The organism is Pseudomonas sp. D1-1 (assembly GCF_051132225.1).
Classification (GTDB): Bacteria; Pseudomonadota; Gammaproteobacteria; order Pseudomonadales; family Pseudomonadaceae; genus Aquipseudomonas.
Genome location: NZ_CP071676.1, coordinates 3,894,904 through 3,913,122 on the forward strand (window position 1 = coordinate 3,894,904; position 18,219 = coordinate 3,913,122).

The window sequence follows — 18,219 nt, forward strand, 5'->3', positions numbered from 1 at the left end:
GTGAACCTCAAGGAGTGTCATGGCTCGGTCACCTGGCGACATTACTATAGGCACGCAACCTGATGAGGAGACAGGCCATGTCCTTGCAACACAGCAGCGAAGACAAGATTCAAGTGATCCGCACGCAACCGGACCAGTCCCTGGGCTGCTCGTTCATCGATGCCCAAGGGCGCGAAGTACCGATCACCGAAGACATGATCCAGAAAGCCTGCAGCGAACTGGAAAAACGACTGGTCAAACCTGCCGAACAAAAGTGATACAGCCCGTCTTCAGCTGAACCCGACCTTGATGTCGGGTTTTTTATGCCTTTGATTTGCCGCCTTGCGGGGTGAAGGAGCTTGCTCCGGCTGGACAGTTGCAGTCGGCGACTGCTTCGCAGCCGAGCGGGAGCAAGCTCCCTCGCCACAAGGCGCTCTATGCTCAAGCAATGGTGGCGCCCAGGGCTGCCACGATATTTTCCAACGTCGGCGATTGCCCTTCGATCCGCACCTTCAAGCTGTCGATTTCCCGGCGTGGCGGATAATGCTTGCGCAAGGCATCAAAGGCGCTACGTTGCTCGCTGTCGGTGCCGATAAGGCTGCGGCGAAAGTCCGCATCGTCACGGCGCGGGTCGTAAACGCTCCGGCACAACGCCGCCAGGGCCCAGGCCGGGTCGGTGGCGGCATCCAGCGTGAGGCCGGCGAGCCACGGCCGTGGCAACAGCTCGGCCAGGCTGACTTCCACCGGCCGCTGCAGGAATCCGCACAAGGCTTCATAAATCTGCGCCGTGCCACGCTGGCGACCGTCAAGGCTATAGCCGGCGATGTGCGGAGTGGCGATCACGCAGAGGTCGGCCAGATCGACGTCGACTGTCGGCTCCCGCTCCCAGACATCCAGCACCGCTTGCAGATCTTCGCGCTCCAGCAGCACCTCGCGCAGCGCCGTGTTGTCGATGACCGGGCCGCGAGCGGCGTTGATCAACCAGGTCCCCGGCTTGAGGTTGTTCAATCGTTGCTCGTCGAAAAGGTGCCAGGTCGGTTGCTCGCCATCGCGGGTCAGGGGTGTGTGCAGGCTGATCACATCGCACTGCTCGATAATCTGCTCCAGGCTCAGGTAATCGCCGCCTTCGGCAGCCTGGCGCGGCGGATCACAGACTTTCACGACCCAGCCCAGGTCTTTGAGTACCTTGATCAATCGCCCGCCCACCTGCCCCGCGCCGACGACGCCAAAGGTGCGCTGCGCAAGATCCGCGCCTTCGATTTCCGCCAGGGTCATGAGACTGCCCAGCACATAGTCCACCACACCGCGGGCGTTACAGCCCGGGGCACTGGCCCAGCGGATGCCGGCTTCGGCGAAATATTCCAGGTCCAGGTGATCGGTGCCGATGGTGCAGGTCCCGACAAAACGCACCTTGCTGCCTTCCAGCAGCGCCCGATTGACCTGGCTGACCGAACGCACCAGCAGCACGTCAGCCTGCTCGACCAACGCCCGGTCGATGCCCCGCCCCGGCACCCGGCGGATTTCACCAAAACCTTGAAAAAACGCATCGAGCAAGGGAATGTTTTCGTCGGCAACGATCAGCATGGCAAAGCTCCTTTGGCGGGATGGCCAGTGTAGGCGTTCCGGTTGCTTCGCGCATTACCAGGAGCGAGCAGTAACATTGTGGCGAGGGAGCTTGCTCCCGCTGGCCTGCGAAGCGGGCCCAAAATGCCAGCGACTGCTGCGCAGCCGAGCGGGAGCAAGCTCCCTCGCCACGAAAGCTGCCGTACTGCCCGATTACAAATCCCCAACACAGGTTTTTTCCTGACCGATGCGTCAAGGCGTAGAATTCGCCGCCTTGCGCTTAATATTTTCGGATGCTTGCCCTGTGAATCCTGTGATCGACACCGCCACCACTCTCTCCCGCCCTGCCCGGGTGCGCCTGGAGCTCAAGACCCTGCTGGCCCTGGCCCTGCCGATCATGGTGGCGCAATTGGCGACCACCGCCATGGGCTTTGTCGACGCGGTGATGGCCGGCCGGGTCGGGCCGCGGGATCTCGCGGCGGTGGCGCTGGGCAACTCGATCTGGGTTCCGGTATTCCTGTTGATGACCGGCACGCTGTTGGCTACCACCCCGAAGGTGGCCCAGCGTTTCGGTGCCGGTACGTTTGAACAGATCGGTCCATTGGTGCGTCAGGCATTGTGGCTGGCACTCGCGGTGGGGCTGATCGCAACGTTGGCGCTGCTCAGCGCCGAACCGATCCTGCATGTCATGAAAGTCGATCCCGAACTGATCGGCCCTTGCATGGAATACCTGCGCGGCATCGGCAGCGGTCTTCCGGCGGTGGCGCTCTATTACGTGCTGCGCTGCTTCAGCGACGGCCTGGGGCGTACGCGACCGGCGATGGTGCTGGGGCTGTGCGGGCTGGCCCTGAACATTCCGCTCAACTACATCTTCATCTATGGACACCTGGGCGTCCCCGCCATGGGCGGTGTCGGCTGCGGCTGGGCCACGGCCATCGTGATGTGGTTCATGGCGGCGGGCATGGCCGCCTGGACACGCTGGGGCCCGATCTATCAATCGAGTCAGCTGTTCAGCCGTTTCGACTGGCCGCAATGGTCAGTCATCAAGCGCCTGCTCGGCATCGGCCTGCCGATCGGCATCGCGGTGTTTGCCGAATCTAGCATCTTCGCGGTCATCGCCCTGCTGATCGGCAGCCTCGGTGCCACGGTGGTGGCCGGACACCAGATCGCCCTGAATTTCAGCTCGCTGGTGTTCATGATCCCCTATTCCCTGGGCATGGCCGTGACCGTACGGGTCGGCCAGGCGCTGGGGCGTAGCCAGCCTCGGGAAGCGCGCTTTGCAGCGGGTGTCGGCATGGCCACGGCCCTGGCGTACGCCTGCCTGTCGGCGAGCCTGATGTTCGCGTTGCGCGGGCCTATCGCGGCGATCTATACCGCCGACCCCGTGGTGATCGAAGTGGCATCGATGCTGATCGTCTACGCGGCGCTGTTTCAGTTTTCCGATGCCATCCAGGTCACGGCGGCGGGCGCGCTGCGCGGTTACCAGGACACCCAGGTGACGATGATCCTGACGCTCTTCGCTTACTGGGGCATCGGCTTGCCGGTGGGTTATGCCCTGGGCCTGACCGACTGGCTCGGCACCGCCAGCGGCCCAAGCGGATTGTGGCAGGGTCTGATCGTGGGATTGAGCTGCGCGGCGTTGATGCTGTCGATCCGACTGACGCGCAGTGCCCGTGGGCAGATTCGCATCAGTCGCTCGACAGGTTAAGCGAGCTTCTTGCGGATCCAGTAGCGGTAGGTGCCGTCCACTTCATCCTGGCTGACCAGTTCGTGGTCGAGAAACACGCAAAACTTGGGGATATCACGGCGCGTCGACGGGTCGGTGGCAATGACTTTCAGCAGTCCGCCGGGGGCCAGGTCACGGATATGCTGATGCAGCATCATCACCGGCTCCGGACAGTTGAGACCGGTGGCGTCCAGCGTGCCGTCGACCGGCGTTTCGTTCATTTCACTCATGTTCTACTCCTGAAACTGGCCGCTATTGTCGCGCAATGTCGGCGCTCTTAACAAATGCGCATCCAATGTGGCGAGGGAGCTTGCTCCCGCTCGGCTGCGCAGCAGTCGTCGCTCTTGGAATCCGACAGGGCATTGGGGGCGCTTCGCAACCCAGCGGGAGCAAGCTCCCTCGCCACAAAGGCTAGCTCTTTGGCTTTAGCGAGACTTCGGCTTCCTGCTATCCAGCCGCCGCAGATGGCACGTCACTTCCTCACGGTCGTGATACAGCTGCTTGCAGCCAATCTCGACCTTGATACCCCGGGCCTTGAAACCCTCGGCGATGCGTTCGAGCAGACGCTTCACCTCGGCGTAACGCTGCTTCATCGGTAGTTTCAAGTTGACCACCGCCTCACGGCAATGCCCCTCGCCAATCCACTCTTCCAGCATCGCCGCATTGCGCGCGGGTTTTTCGACGATGTCACAGACCATCCAGTCCACCGGCTGCTTGGGCTTGAACGTGAAGCCGTCCGCCATCAAGTGCTGCACCAGGCCGGTGTCCATCAGGCTTTCAGCCATCGGACCGTTGTCGATGGCCGTCACCAGCATGCCCCGGTTGACCAATTGCCAGGTCCAGCCACCCGGCGCGGCGCCGAGGTCCACGCCGGTCATGTCGCTGTGCAGCCGCTCGTCCCATTGGTCACGGGGGATGAAATGGTGCCAGGCCTCTTCGAGTTTGAGGGTCGAGCGGCTCGGCGCTTCCCGAGGGAATTTAAGCCGCGGAATACCCATCGGCCACATTGCCGAATTGTCGGCTTCCGCCAGGCCAAGGAACACTTCGCGGCCACTCTTGAACGTCAGCAGCAGGCGCGGCTTGTGCGGGTCGTCCACCAGCTTGCCGGCGCCACTCAAGGCCTTGCGCAACGGACCTTCGAATTTCTTGCAGAAGTTCGAAAGCTCTTTGCCGTCGTTGGTATCGACCACTTCCAGCCACAGGCTGCCGCACGTCGGGAAAGCCGCCAGATGGGCGAGGATGACGCTGATGCGGTCGGTCTCCGGCAACTCGATGAACGAGCCACGCGCCCATTGGCGCGGGAAAATCAGCTCGGCAAAGCGCTGCCCACGCATCAGCCGCTCGGCGGCGTCCTCTTCAGTGCAGACGAATTCGGCGCAGGCGCTGGCCGGCTTGGCCTTGGCGTAGCCGGCCACGTTCAGCCGCGCGGCATGTTCGGCGATCTCGGAACAGACCTCGCCTTCGAAGCCCGGTCGGCAGTGCATAAAAAGCGTGTTCATTGAAACTCCGTAGCAAAGCCTGTCACGAAAACCGCCGCATGATAGCGGAGTTCGGAACCGCGAACCTGTCCATAGAGTCCAGTGATTAGTCATACGCTCAAAACAGGGCTAGGTTAAAGGCTCTGTCCGTTCCGTCAGTCCGTAGCCGTGCGGACTCAAAGGAGTGATTTCAATGCCGTCCCTCGATAGCCTGAAAACCCTTAAAACATTGCAAGTCGACGCCAGGACTTATCACTATTTCAGCTTGCCGGACGCCGCGCGAAGCCTCGGTGATCTGGATAAACTGCCAATGTCCCTCAAGGTGCTGCTGGAAAACCTGCTGCGCTGGGAAGATGAAAAAACCGTCACCGGCGCCGACCTCAAGGCCCTGGCCGGTTGGCTCAAGGAGCGCCGCTCCGACCGCGAGATCCAGTATCGCCCGGCACGAGTGCTGATGCAGGACTTTACCGGCGTGCCCGCCGTGGTCGACCTGGCCGCCATGCGCGCCGCCGTGGAAAAGGCCGGAGGCGATCCCCAGCGAATCAACCCGTTGTCACCGGTCGACCTGGTGATCGACCACTCGGTGATGGTGGACAAGTTCGCCAGCCGCCAGGCCTTCGAGCAGAACGTCGACATCGAAATGCAGCGCAACGGCGAACGTTATGCCTTCCTGCGCTGGGGCCAGAGTGCCTTCGACAACTTCAGCGTGGTGCCACCGGGCACCGGCATCTGCCATCAGGTGAACCTGGAATACCTGGGTCGCACCGTCTGGACCAAAGAGGAAGACGGCCGCACCTACGCCTTCCCCGACACGCTAGTCGGCACCGACTCTCACACCACCATGATCAATGGCCTCGGCGTGCTCGGCTGGGGCGTCGGCGGGATCGAGGCGGAAGCGGCGATGCTCGGCCAACCGGTATCGATGCTGATCCCCGAGGTTGTCGGTTTCAAGCTCACCGGCAAGCTGCGCGAAGGTATCACCGCGACCGACCTGGTGCTGACCGTCACGCAGATGCTGCGCAAGAAGGGTGTGGTGGGCAAATTCGTCGAGTTTTATGGCGACGGTCTCGCCGACCTGCCCCTGGCCGACCGCGCCACCATCGCCAACATGGCCCCGGAATACGGCGCCACGTGCGGTTTCTTCCCGGTGGACGATGTAACGCTGGATTACTTGCGCCTGTCCGGGCGCCCCGCAGAAACCGTGAAACTGGTGGAAGCCTATTGCAAGGCTCAGGGCCTGTGGCGCCTGCCTGGCCAGGAACCGGTGTTCACCGACACGCTGGAACTGGACATGGGCAGCGTCGAGGCCAGCCTCGCCGGCCCCAAGCGTCCCCAGGATCGGGTCTCGCTGCCGAATGTCGGCCAAGCCTTCAGTGATTTCCTCGGCTTGCAGATCAAACCCACCAGCAAGGACGAGGGCCGCCTGGAAAGCGAAGGCGGCGGAGGCGTCGCGGTAGGCAATGCCGATCAGGTAGGGGAAGCCGAGTACGAATTCGAAGGCCAGACCCATCGCCTGAAAAACGGCGCGGTGGTGATTGCCGCCATCACCTCTTGCACCAACACCTCCAACCCCAGCGTGATGATGGCCGCCGGGCTGGTGGCAAAAAAAGCCGTGGAAAAAGGCCTGACGCGCAAGCCCTGGGTCAAGAGCTCCCTGGCGCCTGGCTCCAAGGTGGTGACCGACTACTACAACGCCGCGGGCCTGACCGAGTATCTCGACAAGCTCGGCTTCGACCTGGTGGGCTACGGCTGCACAACCTGTATCGGCAACTCCGGCCCTCTGCCCGACCCCATCGAAAAAGCCATCCAGAAAGCCGACCTGACCGTGGCTTCGGTGCTGTCGGGTAACCGCAACTTCGAGGGCCGGGTGCATCCACTGGTGAAAACCAACTGGCTGGCCTCGCCGCCATTGGTGGTCGCCTACGCCCTGGCCGGCACCGTGCGCATCGATATCAGCAGCGAACCGCTGGGCAACGACCGGGACGGCAATCCGGTCTACCTGCGCGACATCTGGCCGAGCAGCAAGGAAGTAGCCGACGCCGTGGCCCAGGTCGACACCAGCATGTTCCACAAGGAATACGCCGCCGTGTTCGCCGGTGACGAACAGTGGCAAGCCATCGAAGTGCCGCAGGCGGCTACTTATGTATGGCAAGACGACTCGACCTACATCCAGCATCCGCCATTCTTCGACGACATCGGCGGGCCGCCACCGGTGGTCAGGAATGTCGAGGGCGCGCGCGTCCTTGCGCTGCTCGGAGACTCGGTGACCACCGACCATATCTCGCCAGCCGGCAATATCAAGACAGACAGCCCTGCCGGCCGTTACTTGCGCGAACAAGGCGTGGAACCGCGGGACTTCAACTCCTACGGCTCGCGACGGGGCAATCATCAGGTGATGATGCGCGGCACCTTCGCCAATATCCGTATCCGCAACGAGATGCTCGGCGGCGAAGAAGGCGGCAATACGATCTATATCCCCAACGGCGAAAGAATGTCGATCTACGATGCGGCCATGTTGTACCAGGCCACCGGCACGCCTCTGGTGGTCATTGCCGGGCAGGAATATGGCACCGGTTCGAGCCGGGACTGGGCGGCCAAGGGTACCAACCTGCTGGGCGTGAAGGCCGTGATCGCCGAAAGCTTCGAACGCATTCACCGCTCCAACCTGGTGGGCATGGGCGTGCTGCCGCTGCAATTCAAGCTCGATCAGAATCGCAAGAGCCTGAACCTCACTGGCAGGGAGACCCTTGATATCCTCGGGCTGAGCGATGCCGAGCTGACGCCGCGCATGAATCTGCCGGTGGTCATCACCCGCGAGGATGGCAGCCAGGAGCGGATTGAAGTGTTGTGCCGGATCGACACCTTGAACGAAGTGGAATATTTCAAGGCTGGCGGGATCCTGCATTTTGTCCTGCGGCAATTGATTGCAGGATAAAAAAAGAAGCGTCCTACGAAAACACCGCCTCTTGAGGGCGGTGTTTTCGTTTGGGTCTGCCTATAATCCCGCCGGCCCCGACAGCCTCGAATGTTTCCGCCCCAAAGGACTCCACATGCTCTCCCTACCCTGGCCGTACCTGGCCCTTCTCTCGATCGGTTATGGCCTGGCCCTCGCGTACGGCCATCTGGCCTGGACTGCCATCATCTCGGTCGCGCTACTGCTGTTCGCCGGGTACGCGGTTCGCCAGCGGCAGACGCCGGTCGGGCAGTTTCTCGGGCATTGCCTGTTCATCGTCCTGGCGGTCGCGTTGGCATTGCATTGGATGCCGGGTTTCTTCAACAGCCGGGCGATCGCGGCGCAACGCTTCAGCGATGACGCCGTGCGGTTTGCGATGTATCTGAACCAGGACAAGCCCCTGATCGGTTTCTGGCTGTTGCTGGCATGCCCCTGGATCGTTGGCCGCCGCTCGTTTCGTGGCGCTGTCTACGGCACGGCCCTGGGGCTTGCGCTAAGCGCGATAATGGCCTTGGGCGGGGCGATGTTGCTGGGCATGATCCATTGGGCACCGAAATGGCCGGACCAGGCCTGGATCTGGGTGCTCAACAATCTTTTGTTGGTGACCTTGGTCGAGGAAGCACTGTTTCGTGGCTACATCCAGGGCGGCCTGAGCCGACGCTTCAAACATCTGCGCCATGGCGACAACCTCGCATTGCTGCTGGCCTCGCTGCTGTTCGGCCTGGTGCATGCCGGTGCCGGCTGGCAGTGGGTATTGCTGTCGGGGCTGGCCGGGATCGGTTATGGCCTCGCCTATCGGTTTGGCGGCCTGGGCGCGGCGATTGCCACACATTTCGGCCTCAATCTGCTGCATTTCGCCCTGTTTACTTACCCGATGCTGGCGTGACGCCGCCGGGCAGAATTTTTTCAACAAAAAGCTGACGGTGCCGACAACCTTTCAAAGCCTTGCGGACTACACCACCATGCGTAACAACCAACCTATTACACAGCGCGAAAGGACCTTCCCGGCCCAGCAAAGATTGATTTCCACCACCAATACCAAGGGTGTGATCACCTACTGCAACGACGCGTTCGTTGAAATCAGCGGGTTCTCGAAGGAAGAGCTGATCCATGCACCGCACAACCTGGTACGCCATCCCGACGTTCCGTCGGCCGTGTTTGCCCACATGTGGGACACGCTGAAACAAGGCTTGCCATGGATGGGCATCGTCAAGAACCGCTGCCAGAACGGTGACCATTACTGGGTCAACGCCTACGTCACGCCTGTATTCGAAGGCAATCAGGTGGTCGGCTATGAATCGGTACGGGTCAAACCCAGCGCCGAGCAGATCTCCCGAGCCGAAGCGCTCTATCAACGCATCAACCAGGGCAAGGCCGCGGTACCCGGCAGCGACAAATGGCTGCCGATCCTGCAGGACTGGCTGCCATTCATCCTGGTCAGCCAGTTGAGCTTCGTCGTTGGCGCGTTCCTCAACTCTTCCTGGGGCTTCGCCCTGGCTGCGCTGCTGTCGGTGCCGTTGGGGTTGATGGGCCTGCAATGGCAGCAACGCGGGATCAAGCGCCTGCTGCGCCTGGCCGAACAGACCACTTCCGACCCGTTGATCGCGCGGATGTACACCGACAGCCGCGGTGTCCAGGCACGCCTGGAGATGTCGATTCTCAGCCAGGAAGCGCGCCTGAAGACCTGCCTGACCCGCCTGCAGGACACCGCCGAACATCTCAACGCGCAAGCGCGGCAATCCAATTCCCTGGCCCACGACAGTTCCACAGGCCTTGAGCGCCAGCGGGTGGAAACCGAACAGGTGGCCACCGCTGTCAACCAGATGGCCGCGACCACCCAGGAAGTCGCCAGCCACGTGCAGCGCACCGCCGATGCCACCCAGGAGGCCAATCGCCTGACCAGTCGCGGTCGTGACATTGCCGGAGAAACCCGTGAAGCCATCGAACGCCTGTCGGTGGTAGTGGGCGAGACCGGGCAGACCGTGACCCAGCTGGCCAAGGACAGCGACGAAATCGGTGGTGTGGTCGACGTGATCAAGGGCATTGCCGACCAGACCAACCTGCTGGCGCTCAACGCCGCCATTGAAGCGGCCCGCGCCGGTGAAATGGGTCGCGGCTTTGCCGTAGTGGCCGACGAAGTGCGGCAACTGGCCCAGCGTACCAGCGAATCCACCGGGCAGATCCATGCCCTGATCGCCAAGCTTCAACAGACCGCCAACAACGCCGTACAGACCATGGACGCTGGCCATCGCCAGGCCGAAGAAGGCGTGGCGCGGGTCATGGAAGCGGACCAGGCGCTCGTCGGGATCAGCGAAGCCGTGGCCCACATCACCGACATGACCACCCAGATCGCGGCTGCCACCGAGGAGCAGAGCTCGGTGGCTGAGGAGATCAGCCGCAACATCAGCAACATCTCGGAACTGGCCGACCAGACCTCGGGACAGGCCCACAGCTCGGCGCTGCTCAGCGAAGAACTGACTCGAACGGCCAATACCCAGTATTCGTTGGTGGAGCGGTTCAACCGCTGATTTCAGTGGCAAACTGAAAACCCGGACAGCGAAAGCTTCCGGGTTTTTTACGCTCTGAAAGATCGCTTTCGCGAGCAGGCTCGCTCCCACAGGAGTTCCAGGTTGCTCATTGAAATGCATTCCAATTGTGGGAGCGAGCCTGCTCGCGAAGAGGCCCGCACAAGCGCCATCAATCTTGAGACAAGAACCCAGCCACTCTCTGCGCCGCCGCCTCCAGATGCTGCTCGTGACTGAATCCCGAAGCCTTCAGCGGCTTCAAGTCATGATCCCCGGCCGCCAACCACAGCACTTCGATGCCAGGTGACAAGGCATAACCTTCGACCGCCTCACGATTACCCAGCGCATCCCGCTCGCCCTGGACAATCAGCGCCCGGGTGTTCAACGCCGCCAAATGCTCGACCCGCGGTTTTTCCGGTTTGCCCACGGCATAGAAGGGATACCCGAGGCACACCAGCGCATCGGCACCCAGCTCATCGGCCACCAGGCTTGCCATGCGCCCGCCCATGGATTTTCCGCCAATCGCCAGCCGCCCAGCGACATAGGGTCGCACCGTGGCGTAGACCTCACGCCAGCATTCCAGCAGCTTAGGCGCCGGGTTGGGTGGGCGCTTGCCGCCGTCCAGGCGCCGTTGGGCCATGTAGGGAAACTCGAAGCGCAACACATTGATGCCTTGCGCGGCAAGGCGCGCGGCCATTTCGTTCATGAAGCCGCTGTCCATCGGCGCACCCGCACCATGGGCCAAAATCAGCGTCGGCGATTCGGCGCCAGCACCGGGTTTCGCGGCTGTCCACAACCAGCCGCGCTCGGTCACGCATCGCGCCCATTGATCCCCGTCAATACTGGCCTTGTGCTGTTTGTTCATGCTTGCCTCGCTTTCAGTCTGCCTATAACTCCAGGCGAAGAACGCTGCACCTGCCCTGCGCGGGCGCGCACTTCGGCTGAACCGTGGATGGGGAACCATGAACACTTCAATCAGTACCGCCTACAACTACAAGGTGGTCCGCCAATTCGCCATTATGACGGTGGTGTGGGGCATCGTCGGCATGGGCCTCGGGGTTTTTCTCGCGGCCCAATTGGTCTGGCCACAGCTCAATTTCGATTTGCCCTGGACCAGCTTCGGCCGCCTGCGCCCACTGCACACCAACGCGGTGATTTTCGCCTTCGGCGGCTGCGCCCTGTTCGCCAGTTCGTTCTACTCGGTGCAACGCACCTGCCAGACCCAGCTGTTTGCACCGAAACTCGCCGCGTTCTGCTTCTGGGGCTGGCAACTGGTGATCCTGCTGGCGGCCATCAGCCTGCCACTGGGCTACACCAGTTCCAAGGAGTATGCCGAGCTCGAGTGGCCAATCGACATTCTCATCACCATTGTCTGGGTCGCCTACGCCATCGTGTTCTTTGGCACCGTGGCCAAGCGAAACACCAAACACATCTACGTCGGCAACTGGTTTTTCGGCGGGTTCATCCTGACCGTGGCGCTCCTGCACATCGTCAACAACCTGGAACTGCCGGTGAGCCTCACCAAATCCTACTCGGTGTATGCCGGCGCCACGGACGCGATGGTGCAGTGGTGGTACGGGCACAACGCCGTGGGCTTTTTCCTCACCGCCGGTTTCCTCGGGATGATGTACTACTTCGTGCCGAAACAGGCCGAGCGCCCGGTGTATTCCTATCGCTTGTCCATCGTGCACTTCTGGGCGCTGATTACCCTGTACATCTGGGCCGGCCCGCACCATCTGCACTACACAGCGCTGCCGGACTGGGCACAGTCGCTGGGCATGGTGATGTCACTGATCCTGCTGGCGCCCAGTTGGGGCGGCATGATAAACGGCATGATGACCCTCTCGGGGGCCTGGCATAAATTGCGCAGCGACCCGATCCTGCGCTTTCTCGTGGTATCCCTCGCGTTCTACGGCATGTCGACCTTCGAAGGCCCGATGATGGCGATCAAAACCGTCAACGCCCTCTCCCACTACACCGACTGGACCATCGGCCACGTTCATGCCGGCGCGCTCGGCTGGGTGGCGATGATTTCCATCGGTGCGCTGTACCACATGATCCCGAAAGTCTTCGGCCGGGCGCAGATGCACAGTATCGGCCTGATCAACGCGCACTTCTGGCTCGCGACCATCGGTACCGTGCTGTACATCGCCTCGATGTGGGTCAACGGCATCGCCCAGGGGCTGATGTGGCGTGCGGTGAACGAGGACGGCACGCTCACCTACTCCTTCGTCGAAACCCTGGTGGCCAGCCACCCCGGCTTCATCGTGCGGTTGGCGGGTGGGGCGATCTTCCTCGCCGGCATGCTGCTGATGGCCTACAACACCTGGCGCACCGTGCGGGCCTACCAGCCTGCCGAAGCCGCCGCTGCCGCGCAGATGGCTTGAGGAGTCCGCCATGAAACACGAAACAATCGAAAAAAACGTCGGCCTGCTGATGCTGCTGATGGTCCTGGCCGTGAGTGTCGGCGGCCTGACCCAGATCGTGCCGCTGTTCTTCCAGGACGTGACCAACAAACCGGTGGACGGCATGAAGCCCTACACCGCTCTGCAGCTTGAAGGCCGCGATATCTATATCCGCGAAGGCTGCGTCGGCTGCCACTCGCAGATGATCCGTCCGTTCCGCGCCGAAACCGAACGTTACGGGCACTACTCCGTCGCTGGCGAAAGCGTCTGGGACCACCCCTTCCTGTGGGGTTCCAAGCGCACCGGCCCGGACCTGGCCCGGGTCGGCGCGCGCTACTCCGATGACTGGCATCGCGCCCACCTGTACAACCCGCGCAACGTCGTCCCCGAGTCGAAAATGCCGGCCTACCCATGGCTGGTGACCCAGGCGGTCGACAGCAGCCACACCGAAGGCAAGCTGCGCGCCATGCGCACCCTCGGTGTGCCGTACAGCGACGACGACATTGCAGGCGCGGCAGCCTCGCTCAAGGGCAAGACCGAGATGGACGCACTGGTGGCCTACCTGCAAGTGCTCGGCACTGCCATCAAGAGCAAGAGGTAAGCGCGATGTTCCTTGAAATGAGCACTGGAATGATTCGCGGCCTGGGCACGGTCGTGGTGTTTGTGGCCTTCATCGGCCTGACCCTTTGGGTATTCAGCAGCAAGCGCGGCCCGGAATTCGCCCAGGCGCGCCTGCTGCCGTTCGCCGACGAGCCGCCCGCTGACGCTACCCCCCAAGACCCCGCACCAAGGAGTACCCGGTCATGAGCACTTTCTGGAGTACGTGGATCTGCGTGCTGACCCTCGGCAGCCTCATCGGCCTGACCTGGCTGCTGATCGGCACCCGCAAGGGCGAGACCAAGGGCAGCGTCGACCAGACCATGGGCCACAGCTTCGACGGCATCGAGGAGTACGACAACCCCTTGCCGCAATGGTGGTTCCTGCTGTTTGCCGGCACCCTGGTGTTCTCCGTCGGCTACCTGATCCTGTATCCCGGCCTGGGCAACTGGAAAGGTATCCTGCCCGGCTACGAAAATGGCTGGACCGGCGCCCACGAATGGGAAAGGGAAATGGCCAGGGCCGACGCCAGGTTCGGGCCGATCTTCGCCAAATTCGCCGCAATGCCGGTGGAAGAGGTTGCCAAGGACCCGCAAGCCTTGAAAATGGGGGGCCGCCTGTTCGCCTCCAACTGCTCGGTCTGCCATGGCTCGGACGCCAAGGGCGCCTTCGGCTTTCCGAACCTGGCCGACAGCAACTGGCGCTGGGGCGGCACTGCCGAGACCATCAAGGCAACCATCATGGGCGGTCGCATGGCGGCAATGCCGGCCTGGGGTGAAGTGCTGGGGGACGCCGGGGTCAGGAACGTCGCCGCCTATGTGCGCCACGACCTGGCTGGCCTGCCTCTACCGGCCGACAGCGGTGCCGACCTGCAAGCCGGCCAGCAAGCCTTCAACACCACTTGCGTGGCTTGCCACGGCGCCAACGGCCAGGGCACCGAAGCCATGGGCGCGCCGAACCTGACGCAACCGGCCGGTTTCATCTACGGCACCAGCCTGGCGCAGTTGCAGCAGACCATCCGCCATGGCCGTCAGGGCCATATGCCGGCGCAGAATGAACTGCTCGGCAACGACAAGGTGCAACTGCTCGCCGCCTACGTCTACAGCCTTTCCCACGGCGCCGGTACCGAGCGCCTGCAAGCTGAACGCGAAGGCGAATAAATCCTGTCCGTTTGATCAGTCGCATTCATCCGGATGCGGCTGATCCATGTCATTGCGCGACGCATTGTCGCACCCTTCCAAGGTCTTCCTTTCGGTTCGCTGCAATCGCGTCTAAGCTTGCCCCAAAGCATGTGGGCGACTGCCGGGACCTGGTCGAGCCGACCCGATGTGTTTGCCGCTCGTTCGATAAAAACCCCGCGAAGTCAGGTAGATACCGACGGTTGCGAGAACACCTGGGCATCCCCCGAACGCAGCGTTTGAACACACCCCGTTACAACCGACCCGCCCCCCTCGCCTCGTACATTTGACGCGACAATTTGTCGGGGGCGATTTTTGTCCCTACGCGGCGCATGGAAAGGCCGCAGAATCAGCGTTGGAAAGCATTGACGCAGGTCATGGCGCGTTGCAATGACCCCCCGCTTTCTCCATACTTGCGGCCGATTTTTATCCTAATAAAATACCCAAACCGTGGAACCTTAGAATGAGCACAGCAATCAGTCCGACTGCTTATAACTATAAGGTAGTCCGCCAGTTCGCCATCATGACGGTGGTCTGGGGGATCCTTGGCATGGGGCTCGGTGTCTTCATCGCCTCGCAACTGGTCTGGCCGGAGTTGAACTTCGATCTGCCATGGACGACATTTGGACGCCTGCGCCCGCTGCACACCAACCTGGTGATCTTCGCCTTCGGTGGCTGTGCGTTGTTTGCCACCTCCTACTACGTCGTGCAGCGAACCTGCCAGACGCGACTGATTTCCGACAGCCTCGCCGCCTTCACCTTCTGGGGTTGGCAAGCGGTGATCGTCGGCGCGATCGTGACCTTGCCAATGGGTTTCACCACCACCAAGGAATACGCGGAACTGGAATGGCCCCTGGCTATTCTGCTCGCCATTGTCTGGGTGACCTACGGTCTGGTGTTCTTCGGCACCATCGTCAAGCGCAAGACCAAGCACATCTACGTCGGCAACTGGTTCTACGGTGCATTCATCGTCGTGACCGCCATGCTGCACATCGTCAACCACGCGTCGCTGCCGGTCAGCTTCTTCAAGTCCTACTCGGCCTACTCGGGCGCGACCGACGCGATGATCCAGTGGTGGTACGGCCACAACGCCGTGGGCTTCTTCCTGACCACCGGCTTCCTGGGGATGATGTACTACTTCGTGCCGAAACAGGCCGAGCGTCCGATCTATTCCTATCGCCTGTCCATCGTGCACTTCTGGGCGCTGATCACCCTGTACATCTGGGCCGGTCCGCACCACCTGCACTACACCGCGCTGCCGGACTGGGCGCAATCCCTGGGCATGGCAATGTCGATCATCCTGCTGGCGCCAAGCTGGGGCGGCATGATCAACGGCATGATGACCCTGTCGGGCGCCTGGCATAAGCTGCGCACCGACCCGATCCTGCGCTTTCTGGTGGTATCCCTTGCGTTCTACGGCATGTCGACCTTCGAAGGTCCGATGATGGCGATCAAGACCGTCAACTCCCTGAGCCACTACACCGACTGGACCATCGGCCACGTACACGCCGGTGCGCTCGGCTGGGTCGCGATGATCTCCATCGGCGCCATCTACCACATGATCCCGAAACTGTTCGGTCGTGCGCAGATGCACAGCACCGGCCTGATCAACGCGCACTTCTGGCTCGCCACCATCGGTACCGTGCTCTACATCGCCTCGATGTGGGTCAACGGCATCACCCAGGGCCTGATGTGGCGCGCGATCAACGACGACGGCACCCTGACCTATTCGTTCGTCGAAGCACTGCAAGCCAGCCACCCCGGTTTCATCGTCCGTGCCCTGGGCGGCGCGTTCTTCGCCAGCGGCATGCTGCTGATGGCCTACAACGTGTATCGCACCGTTCGTGCCTCTGACCCGGTTGAAGCAGAAGCCGCCGCCAAGATCGCCGTAGTTGGAGCTCACTGATGAAGCACGAAGCAGTAGAGAAGAATATCGGCCTGCTGGCCTTCTTCATGGTCATCGCCGTCAGCATTGGCGGCCTGACCCAGATCGTTCCGCTGTTCTTCCAGGATGTCACCAACAAGCCGGTCGAAGGCATGAAGCCGCGCACCGCCCTTGAACTGGAAGGCCGCGACGTCTACATCGCCAACGGTTGTGTCGGCTGCCACTCGCAGATGATCCGTCCGTTCCGTGCTGAAACCGAACGCTACGGTCACTATTCCGTTGCTGGTGAAAGCGTCTGGGACCACCCGTTCCTGTGGGGCTCCAAGCGCACCGGTCCGGACCTGGCCCGCGTCGGTGGTCGCTACTCCGATGACTGGCAGCGTGCGCACTTGTACAACCCGCGCAACGTAGTGCCTGAATCGAAGATGCCGGCCTACCCGTTCCTCGTAGAAAACAAGCTCGACGGCAAAGACACCGCCAAGAAAATGGAAGTCCTGCGCGCCCTCGGCGTGCCCTACACCGACGAAGACATCGCCGGAGCCAGGGATGCCGTGAAAGGCAAGACTGAAATGGACGCGCTGGTGGCCTATCTGCAAGGCCTGGGCACCATCATCAAAAGCAAACGGTGATCTGGATGGATATCGGGATGATTCGTGGCCTGGGCACCGTCGTCGTGATGGTGGCCTTTATCGGCCTGGCCCTGTGGGTGTTCAGCCCCAAGCGCAAGTCGGAGTTCGAAGACGCGACCTTGCTGCCGTTCGCGGATGATCCCGAAGCCATCAAGCACGTCGAGCAAGCTTCTAGGAGTAACAAAGAATGACTACGTTCTGGAGTCTGTACGTCACAGTCCTCAGCCTGGGAACGATCTTCGCCCTGACCTGGCTGCTGCTGTCGACCCGCAAGGGCCAGCGCAGCGAAGCCACCGAGGAAACGGTTGGCCACTCCTTCGACGGGATCGAGGAGTACGACAACCCGCTGCCGAAATGGTGGTTCATGCTGTTCATCGGCACCATCGTGTTCGCCCTTGGTTACCTGGTGCTCTACCCTGGCCTGGGCAACTGGAAAGGCCTGCTGCCAGGCTATAACTACCTGGACACCGAAAAGCAGACCCCCTTCGCCAACGGCCAGACCGGCTGGACCGGCGTGCACGAGTGGGAAAAGGAAATGGCCCGCTCGGATGCCAGATTCGGTCCGATCTTCGCCAAGTTTGCCTCCATGCCGATTGAAGAAGTCGCCAAGGACCCGCAGGCCCTGAAGATGGGTGGCCGCCTGTTTGCCTCCAACTGCTCGGTCTGCCACGGCTCCGACGCCAAGGGCGCCTACGGCTTCCCTAACCTGACCGACGCCGACTGGCGCTGGGGTGGCGAGCCGGAGACCATCAAGACCACCATCATGGGCGGTCGTCATGCCGTCATGCCGGGCTGGGCTGCCGTGGTTGGCGAACAAGGCGTCGCCGACGTGGCTGCCTATCTGGTAACCGGCCTGCACAGCCGCAAACTGCCGGAAGGCGCCAAGGCCGATCCGGCCAACGGCCAGAAGCTGTTCGCCGCCAACTGCGTGGCCTGCCACGGCCCCGCCGGCAAAGGCACGCCCGCCATGGGCGCACCCGACCTGACGCACCCGGCCGGTTTCATCTACGGTTCGAGCTTCGCTCAGTTGCAGCAGACCATCCGCTACGGTCGCCAAGGCCAGATGCCGGCCCAGGCCGATCTGCAGGGCAACGACAAGGTCCACCTGCTGGCTGCCTATGTCTACAGCCTGTCCCACGGCGAAAAGGCTCCGGCTGCTGACGCTCAGTAAGGCAAGCAGCTGATACACGAAGGCCCCGCCAATCACATTGGCGGGGCCTTTTTTGTCCACAGGGAAACATGCTGCACCTGTTCACCCTTGCTTGCATCCGGCGCCGGTAGTAACGTGCCTACATTCACAC

General features: G+C 62.1%; 17 protein-coding genes. 13 read left to right on the forward strand and 4 right to left on the reverse strand.

Annotated features, from left to right (window positions below; all coding sequences use genetic code 11):
• The first annotated feature begins 77 nt into the window (after positions 1 to 77).
• Positions 78 to 257, forward strand: a complete 180-nt coding sequence (locus tag J3P86_RS17455; protein WP_123341965.1) for a PA1571 family protein — start codon at positions 78 to 80, stop codon at positions 255 to 257.
• 163 nt (positions 258 to 420) lie between these two features.
• Here J3P86_RS17455 and pdxB read toward each other — a convergent pair whose 3' ends face one another.
• Positions 421 to 1,563 carry a 4-phosphoerythronate dehydrogenase PdxB gene (gene pdxB / locus J3P86_RS17460; RefSeq protein WP_434698522.1) on the reverse strand — a complete coding sequence of 381 codons (1,143 nt, stop codon included), beginning with the start codon at positions 1,561 to 1,563 and terminating at the stop codon, positions 421 to 423.
• A 283-nt stretch (positions 1,564 to 1,846) separates the two neighbouring features.
• On the opposite strand from pdxB, the gene J3P86_RS17465 reads away from it, so the two are divergent.
• A complete protein-coding gene (locus tag J3P86_RS17465) occupies positions 1,847 to 3,250 on the forward strand; it encodes an MATE family efflux transporter (protein ID WP_434698523.1) in 1,404 nt (467 codons plus the stop codon).
• Here J3P86_RS17465 and tusA read toward each other — a convergent pair.
• The gene (tusA, locus tag J3P86_RS17470) at positions 3,247 to 3,498 is read right to left on the reverse strand and encodes a sulfurtransferase TusA (RefSeq protein ID WP_305499973.1); all 252 of its coding nucleotides are present in this window, start codon (positions 3,496 to 3,498) and stop codon (positions 3,247 to 3,249) included. The two genes, J3P86_RS17465 and tusA, sit on opposite strands and share 4 nt — an antisense overlap.
• A 195-nt stretch (positions 3,499 to 3,693) precedes the next feature.
• Positions 3,694 to 4,767: a 23S rRNA (cytidine(2498)-2'-O)-methyltransferase RlmM gene (gene rlmM, locus J3P86_RS17475; RefSeq protein WP_434698524.1), complete on the reverse strand. Its 1,074-nt coding sequence runs from the start codon at positions 4,765 to 4,767 to the stop codon at positions 3,694 to 3,696.
• Positions 4,768 to 4,939: 172 nt separating this feature from the next.
• Between rlmM and acnA the strand changes: the two genes are divergently transcribed.
• From acnA to J3P86_RS17490, 3 genes are all read left to right on the forward strand, one after another.
• Positions 4,940 to 7,681, forward strand: coding sequence for an aconitate hydratase AcnA (gene acnA, locus J3P86_RS17480; protein WP_434698525.1), 2,742 nt, complete (start codon positions 4,940 to 4,942; stop codon positions 7,679 to 7,681).
• Positions 7,682 to 7,796: 115 nt separating this feature from the next.
• The gene (locus J3P86_RS17485; RefSeq protein ID WP_434698527.1) at positions 7,797 to 8,585 is read left to right on the forward strand and encodes a lysostaphin resistance A-like protein; all 789 of its coding nucleotides are present in this window, start codon (positions 7,797 to 7,799) and stop codon (positions 8,583 to 8,585) included.
• Between the two features lie 76 nt (positions 8,586 to 8,661).
• The gene (locus J3P86_RS17490) at positions 8,662 to 10,227 is read left to right on the forward strand and encodes a methyl-accepting chemotaxis protein (protein ID WP_434573002.1); all 1,566 of its coding nucleotides are present in this window, start codon (positions 8,662 to 8,664) and stop codon (positions 10,225 to 10,227) included.
• A 169-nt stretch (positions 10,228 to 10,396) separates the two neighbouring features.
• On the opposite strand, the gene J3P86_RS17495 is transcribed toward J3P86_RS17490, so the two are convergent.
• Positions 10,397 to 11,089: an alpha/beta family hydrolase gene (locus tag J3P86_RS17495; RefSeq protein WP_434698528.1), complete on the reverse strand. Its 693-nt coding sequence runs from the start codon at positions 11,087 to 11,089 to the stop codon at positions 10,397 to 10,399.
• 97 nt (positions 11,090 to 11,186) lie between these two features.
• On the opposite strand from J3P86_RS17495, the gene ccoN (J3P86_RS17500) reads away from it, so the two are divergent.
• From ccoN (J3P86_RS17500) to ccoP (J3P86_RS17535), 8 genes are all read left to right on the forward strand, one after another.
• Complete coding sequence (gene ccoN / locus J3P86_RS17500; RefSeq protein ID WP_305499963.1) at positions 11,187 to 12,611, forward strand: cytochrome-c oxidase, cbb3-type subunit I; 1,425 nt, start codon at positions 11,187 to 11,189, stop codon at positions 12,609 to 12,611.
• Positions 12,612 to 12,621: 10 nt separating this feature from the next.
• Entirely contained in the window at positions 12,622 to 13,230 is a 609-nt protein-coding gene (ccoO, locus tag J3P86_RS17505; protein ID WP_434698529.1) for a cytochrome-c oxidase, cbb3-type subunit II, read from the forward strand.
• A gap of 5 nt (positions 13,231 to 13,235) precedes the next feature.
• Positions 13,236 to 13,436 (forward strand): cbb3-type cytochrome oxidase subunit 3, encoded by a 201-nt coding sequence (locus tag J3P86_RS17510; RefSeq protein WP_305499961.1) that lies wholly within the window; start codon positions 13,236 to 13,238, stop codon positions 13,434 to 13,436.
• Positions 13,433 to 14,386: a cytochrome-c oxidase, cbb3-type subunit III gene (gene ccoP, locus J3P86_RS17515; protein WP_434698530.1), complete on the forward strand. Its 954-nt coding sequence runs from the start codon at positions 13,433 to 13,435 to the stop codon at positions 14,384 to 14,386. The genes J3P86_RS17510 and ccoP (J3P86_RS17515) overlap by 4 nt, the downstream gene beginning before the upstream one ends.
• Before the next feature lie 481 nt (positions 14,387 to 14,867).
• A complete protein-coding gene (gene ccoN, locus J3P86_RS17520) occupies positions 14,868 to 16,310 on the forward strand; it encodes a cytochrome-c oxidase, cbb3-type subunit I (RefSeq protein WP_186636610.1) in 1,443 nt (480 codons plus the stop codon).
• Complete coding sequence (gene ccoO / locus J3P86_RS17525; protein ID WP_305499959.1) at positions 16,310 to 16,918, forward strand: cytochrome-c oxidase, cbb3-type subunit II; 609 nt, start codon at positions 16,310 to 16,312, stop codon at positions 16,916 to 16,918. The genes ccoN (J3P86_RS17520) and ccoO (J3P86_RS17525) overlap by 1 nt, the downstream gene beginning before the upstream one ends.
• Positions 16,919 to 16,923: 5 nt before the next feature.
• Positions 16,924 to 17,109 carry a CcoQ/FixQ family Cbb3-type cytochrome c oxidase assembly chaperone gene (locus J3P86_RS17530; RefSeq protein ID WP_003175465.1) on the forward strand — a complete coding sequence of 62 codons (186 nt, stop codon included), beginning with the start codon at positions 16,924 to 16,926 and terminating at the stop codon, positions 17,107 to 17,109.
• Positions 17,106 to 18,089 (forward strand): cytochrome-c oxidase, cbb3-type subunit III, encoded by a 984-nt coding sequence (gene ccoP, locus J3P86_RS17535; protein WP_434698532.1) that lies wholly within the window; start codon positions 17,106 to 17,108, stop codon positions 18,087 to 18,089. Before J3P86_RS17530 ends, ccoP (J3P86_RS17535) begins: the two co-directional genes overlap by 4 nt.
• Positions 18,090 to 18,219 lie beyond the last annotated feature (130 nt).

What these genes read in the sequence shown, in the direction of transcription:
- J3P86_RS17455 (WP_123341965.1), top strand. Translation starts at nt 78, where the DNA reads ATGTCCTTGCAACACAGCAGCGAAGACAAGATTCAAGTGATCCGCACG.
- pdxB (WP_434698522.1), bottom strand. Translation starts at nt 1,563, where the DNA reads ATGCTGATCGTTGCCGACGAAAACATTCCCTTGCTCGATGCGTTTTTT.
- tusA (WP_305499973.1), bottom strand. Translation starts at nt 3,498, where the DNA reads ATGAGTGAAATGAACGAAACGCCGGTCGACGGCACGCTGGACGCCACC.
- rlmM (WP_434698524.1), bottom strand. Translation starts at nt 4,767, where the DNA reads ATGAACACGCTTTTTATGCACTGCCGACCGGGCTTCGAAGGCGAGGTC.
- acnA (WP_434698525.1), top strand. Translation starts at nt 4,940, where the DNA reads ATGCCGTCCCTCGATAGCCTGAAAACCCTTAAAACATTGCAAGTCGAC.
- J3P86_RS17485 (WP_434698527.1), top strand. Translation starts at nt 7,797, where the DNA reads ATGCTCTCCCTACCCTGGCCGTACCTGGCCCTTCTCTCGATCGGTTAT.
- J3P86_RS17490 (WP_434573002.1), top strand. Translation starts at nt 8,662, where the DNA reads ATGCGTAACAACCAACCTATTACACAGCGCGAAAGGACCTTCCCGGCC.
- J3P86_RS17495 (WP_434698528.1), bottom strand. Translation starts at nt 11,089, where the DNA reads ATGAACAAACAGCACAAGGCCAGTATTGACGGGGATCAATGGGCGCGA.
- ccoN (WP_305499963.1), top strand. Translation starts at nt 11,187, where the DNA reads ATGAACACTTCAATCAGTACCGCCTACAACTACAAGGTGGTCCGCCAA.
- ccoO (WP_434698529.1), top strand. Translation starts at nt 12,622, where the DNA reads ATGAAACACGAAACAATCGAAAAAAACGTCGGCCTGCTGATGCTGCTG.
- J3P86_RS17510 (WP_305499961.1), top strand. Translation starts at nt 13,236, where the DNA reads ATGTTCCTTGAAATGAGCACTGGAATGATTCGCGGCCTGGGCACGGTC.
- ccoP (WP_434698530.1), top strand. Translation starts at nt 13,433, where the DNA reads ATGAGCACTTTCTGGAGTACGTGGATCTGCGTGCTGACCCTCGGCAGC.
- ccoN (WP_186636610.1), top strand. Translation starts at nt 14,868, where the DNA reads ATGAGCACAGCAATCAGTCCGACTGCTTATAACTATAAGGTAGTCCGC.
- ccoO (WP_305499959.1), top strand. Translation starts at nt 16,310, where the DNA reads ATGAAGCACGAAGCAGTAGAGAAGAATATCGGCCTGCTGGCCTTCTTC.
- J3P86_RS17530 (WP_003175465.1), top strand. Translation starts at nt 16,924, where the DNA reads ATGGATATCGGGATGATTCGTGGCCTGGGCACCGTCGTCGTGATGGTG.
- ccoP (WP_434698532.1), top strand. Translation starts at nt 17,106, where the DNA reads ATGACTACGTTCTGGAGTCTGTACGTCACAGTCCTCAGCCTGGGAACG.